The organism is Mycolicibacterium vaccae NBRC 14118 = CIP 105934 (assembly GCF_001552715.1).
In the GTDB taxonomy this organism is placed as follows: domain Bacteria; phylum Actinomycetota; class Actinomycetes; order Mycobacteriales; family Mycobacteriaceae; genus Mycobacterium; species Mycobacterium vaccae.
The window spans coordinates 1-4,400 of record NZ_BCRS01000268.1 but is presented as its reverse complement, the minus strand read 5'-3'; the positions used below and the strand labels follow the sequence as shown (position 1 = coordinate 4,400).

Genomic DNA, 4,400 nt, shown 5'->3' with positions numbered 1-4,400 from the left:
CGGCTCGTCCAGAAACAGCACGCGGGCGCCCGCCTGGCCGTGCTGAACCACGTGTCCGCACCGGCCGCGGTGGCCGAGTTCATGTCGGCGGCGCGCGCAGCCGGGCTGACCATCCCGGTGCTGGCCGCGGTCGCGGTGTTCACCGACGAGGTGTCCGCCGCGCTGTTGCAGGGACTGCCCGGGCTGGCACTGGACGCCGGGGTGGTCGCGCAGGTGTTGCGCGCACCGGACCCGGTCGAGGCTGGGATCGACGCCGCGGTCGCTGAAGCGCGCGCGTTGCTGGCCATCGACGGGGTGGCCGGGGTGAACATCTCGGGACTGGCGTCCGACGCCGGTACCCGGGCCGGAGCCTGGATCAAAGCCGAAGTGGGACAGCGTATTCGTGAAGAAAGGTCGGCGGTATGAGCGAGGCGATGGAGGCCGAATTCGACACCGTGGCCGAATGGACCGCGGAGCTGGCCCGCGACCTGGGGCCCGGATACCACATCCCGGCAGGGTGCCGGGGCAGCGGTAACCCCGCGGCGCTGGACTGGCTGGCCGACCGGATGGGTCTGCAGTCCGGTGAGGTGCTTCTGGACTGCGGGGCCGGCGTCGGCGGCCCCGCGGCCTACGCCGCTGATCGTGCCGGGGTGGTGCCGGTGCTGGTCGAGCCGCAGGACGGGGCCTGCCGGGCTGCCAGGAGGCTGTTCCCGTACCCCGTGGTGCAGGCGGCCGCGGGCGCGCTCCCGTTCCCGGACCGCACCTTCGACGCGGCATGGTGCCTGGGGGTGCTGTGCACCACCCCCGATCAGCGCGACGTGCTCACCGAACTACGGCGGGTGGTGCGCCCGCCGGGCCGGATCGGCCTGCTCGTGTTCGTGGCCGAGACCGACCTCCCCGACGACCGGACACCCGAAGGCAACCACTTCCCGACGCGGGAATCTCTGCCGATGCTGCTGGCCGAGACCGGACTCCGCGCCGAGGCTCAGCTGGGCACCGCGGAGCTGCCGCCGATCCCGCAGGAGTGGCAGGACAGCGTCGCGCGGGTGGACCGGGAACTGGAGCGCAGACACGGCTCCGAACGCACCTGGCAGCTGTCCGAGCAGCAGTCCGATCAGATGGGCGAGCTGCTGGGCGACGGGTTGGTCTCCGGCGTGGTGATGAGCGTGCGGCACGCGTGACGCCGCGGCCCCGGCGGCGGGCAATCGTCATGTTTGGTGGTGCGGTCGCGGGGTAAGTCCGCGGGGCCGTGTTCTTCAGAGCGCAGGGACACCGCGCGGTTGCCGACGGCTCCGGCGCGGTCTATGGGCGCCCACCGTCCCGGTGAGGAGATCATCGTTGCTGCGGATAGCTTCAGTACCGGCTTCCCACGTCTACGTGCGACATCTGGCCGATCCGGCCGGACGCGACGACGTGCGCCGACTGCCTGACCCGGTGCCCGCCGACGGACGGAAAGTCCCCGGTGGATGGTGGCCACCGCTGATGCTGGAACCGGGCTGGGTCAGCGCGAATCACCAACGCTTCGATGTGTTCCACGTGCACTTCGGGTTCGACGCCGTCGAAGCCGACGTGCTGACCCAGGTGATGCAGGAGCTGAAGGCCCACGACAAACCCCTGGTGTACACCGTGCACGACCTGCGAAACCCCCATCACAGCGATCCCGAGGCGCACATCCTGCAACAGGACGTGCTGGTCGCCGCGGCGGACGCGCTGGTCACGCTCACCCCCGGCGCTGCCCGGCAGATCCGGCGCCGGTGGGACAAGCACGCCGACGTGCTGCCCCACCCACACGTGCTGACCCGTGGCCACATCGAGGCCCCGCGCCGGGAGCCCGGCCACTTCGTGGTGGGGGTGCACGTGAAGAGTCTGCGCGCCAACATGGACCCGCTGCCGGTCCTCGGCGTGCTGGCCGAGACCATCGACGAGTTGCCGGATGCGTTGCTGCGCATCGACATCCACAACGAGGTCTTCGATCCGGCCAACCACTGGTACGCCCCCGCGTTCGGCGAGGCCGTGCTGGCGTTCGACTTTCGCGACCGGGTGCAGGTGCGCGTGCACCCGTACTTCTCCGACGACGAACTCTGGGACTACCTGGCCGGCCTGTCGGTCTCCGTGCTGCCCTACCGGTTCGGTACCCATTCCGGTTGGCTTGAGGCATGTTTCGATCTCGGCACCGCGGTGATCGCGCCCAGCTGCGGCTTCTATGCCGAGCAGCGGCCGTGCGGGGTCTTCACGTTCACCGACGACGAGTTCGACGCGCAGTCCCTGCAGCAGGCCGTGCACGCAGCCCACCGGCGATGGCTGCGCGGTGAGCCGGCTCCCCGGGCCACCTGGTCGGGCCGGATGGTCGAGCGCCGACGGCTGGCCGATGCGCACCGCACCCTGTACCAGAGCGTGCTGTCATGAGCGGGCCGCTGCGGATCGCGCTGATCGCGTCGTCGCGCCACCCGATCAACCAGCCGTTCGCCGGCGGGCTGGAGGCGCATGTCTGGCATCTGGCCAGGGCGCTGGCCGAGCAGGGGCATCAGGTCGCGCTGTTCGCCGCCGCAGGCTCGGACCCCGCGCTCGGCTGTACCTCTTTGCAGGTGCAGGATCTGGAGTTGTCCGATGCGGCGCGTGCCGACGTGTCGATGCCCGCCGAGAACTTCATGGACGACCACCACGCCTACCTGGAGCTGATGCTGCAGCTGTCCGGTCCGCGCGCCGACGACTTCGACGTCATCCACAACCACAGCCTGCACTACCTGCCGGTGGCGATGGCGCCACTGCTGTCGACACCGATGCTCACCACCGTGCACACCCCGCCGACCCCGTGGCTGGAGTCGGCCATCCGGACCACCGGCGGCCGGGGGACCCGGTTCGCGGCGGTATCCGAGCACACGGCGGCGGCCTGGGCTCCCGCCGGAGGGCCGTTCACCGTGGTGCCCAACGGAATCGACGCCCGTCGGTGGCCGCTGGGGCGCGGCGGCGACTCCGCGGTGTGGTTCGGGCGCATCACCGCCGAGAAGGCGCCGCACCTGGCCGTGGCGGCTGCCCGACTGGCCGGCCGCGCGCTCACCCTGGCCGGCCCGATCTCCGATCCAGAGTACTTCGCCGAGTTCATCCGCCCGCAGCTGGGCGACAGCGTCCGGTATGCCGGGCACCTGACCCAGCGGCGGCTGGCCCGGGTCGTCGGCGCGGCCTCGGTCGCGCTGGTGACCCCGACCTGGGACGAACCGTACGGGCTGGTGGTCGCCGAGGCGATGTGTTGCGGCACACCGGTTGTCGCATTCGATCGCGGCGGAATCCCGGAACGCGTGACGCCGGAGTCGGGGTGCCTGGTGCCGCCAGGCGACGTCGCGGCACTGGCCGCCGCGATGCCGGTCGCCGCACGGTTGCCGCGCCGCCGGGTGCACGAACATGCGGTGCGCAGCTGTTCGGCCGCGGCGATGCTGCGCGCATACCTGGACCTCTACCGACAGATGATCTCAGCCAGGGGTGAGGACACCGATGATCGGCTACTACATCCACCATCACGGCTACGGCCACCTCGCACGGGCCGTCAGCATCGCCGCGCATATGCGCCGCCCGGTGACGGCACTGACGTCGGCGACTGTGCCGCAACGCCATCCGTTCACCGCGGTCGTCAAGCTTCCGCGTGACGACGAAGCCGTCGGCGTCTCGGAGCCGACCGCACACGGCGCGCTGCACTGGGCGCCCCACCACGACCCCGGGTACCGCGCCCGGATGGCCGCGTTGGCACAGTGGGTCGCCGACGCGCGGCCCGAAGCCTGCGTGGTCGACGTATCCGTCGAAGTCGCGGTGTTCCTGAGGCTTTCGGGCGTCCCGACCGTGGCGGTGGCCTTGCCGGGGGAGCGAACCGACCCGCCGCACGTCCTGGTCCATCAGATGGCCGACCACATCCTGGCCGCCTGGCCCGCCGCGCTCAGCACCCCGCGCTGGCTGGCGCCGCACGCGTACAAGACGACCTATGTCGGAGGTGTGAGCCGCTTCGAGGAGCGAGAGCCGGCGCGCAACGAGCCCTGGGATCCGCGTACGGCTCGCGTACTGCTGCTCGGTGGGGCCCCCGACACGTTCGGCACCCGCGAGCAGTGCGACGACGTCGACGCCACGGCACTCGGTGGCGCGTCGGGGAACTGGGCCGACGATCCGTGGCCGTACCTCTGTGAGGCTGACGTCGTGGTCAGCCATGCCGGTCAGAACAGCGTCGCCGACATCGCGGCGGCCCGACGGCCCGCTGTGGTCATCCCGCAGCCGCGGCCCTTCGGCGAGCAACACGCGACCGCGTCGGTGCTGGACCGGCACGGGCTGGCCGTCACCACTGCCCGGTGGCCGGCCGCCGAGGACTGGCCGGGGTTGTGGCGGCAGGCCCGCGCCACCGATCCGGACCGGTGGCGGCACTGGCAGGTTCGCGGCGCCGG

At 71.6% G+C, this 4,400-nt stretch carries 4 protein-coding genes and 1 pseudogene; all 5 read left to right on the top strand.

The window, feature by feature from the left end; genetic code table 11:
- Positions 1 to 405 (top strand): annotated as a pseudogene (locus MVA01S_RS28805) (methylenetetrahydrofolate reductase); the annotation flags it as partial.
- Positions 402 to 1,160 carry a class I SAM-dependent methyltransferase gene (locus tag MVA01S_RS28800; protein WP_060941801.1) on the top strand — a complete coding sequence of 253 codons (759 nt, stop codon included), beginning with the start codon at positions 402 to 404 and terminating at the stop codon, positions 1,158 to 1,160. The pseudogene MVA01S_RS28805 and the gene MVA01S_RS28800, both read left to right, overlap by 4 nt.
- Positions 1,161 to 1,317: 157 nt before the next feature.
- On the top strand, positions 1,318 to 2,385 hold the full coding sequence (locus tag MVA01S_RS28795) for a glycosyltransferase family protein (protein ID WP_040541743.1): 1,068 nt from the start codon (positions 1,318 to 1,320) through the stop codon (positions 2,383 to 2,385).
- A complete protein-coding gene (locus tag MVA01S_RS28790; protein WP_003931488.1) occupies positions 2,382 to 3,620 on the top strand; it encodes a glycosyltransferase in 1,239 nt (412 codons plus the stop codon). The genes MVA01S_RS28795 and MVA01S_RS28790 overlap by 4 nt, the downstream gene beginning before the upstream one ends.
- The coding region (locus MVA01S_RS28785) for a glycosyltransferase (protein WP_060941802.1) at positions 3,574 to 4,400 on the top strand (827 nt) is incomplete at its 3' end. The genes MVA01S_RS28790 and MVA01S_RS28785, both read left to right, overlap by 47 nt.

Excerpts from the sequence above, each read along its gene's own strand:
- MVA01S_RS28800 (WP_060941801.1), top strand. The coding sequence starts at position 402 with ATGAGCGAGGCGATGGAGGCCGAATTCGACACCGTGGCCGAATGGACC.
- MVA01S_RS28790 (WP_003931488.1), top strand. The coding sequence starts at position 2,382 with ATGAGCGGGCCGCTGCGGATCGCGCTGATCGCGTCGTCGCGCCACCCG.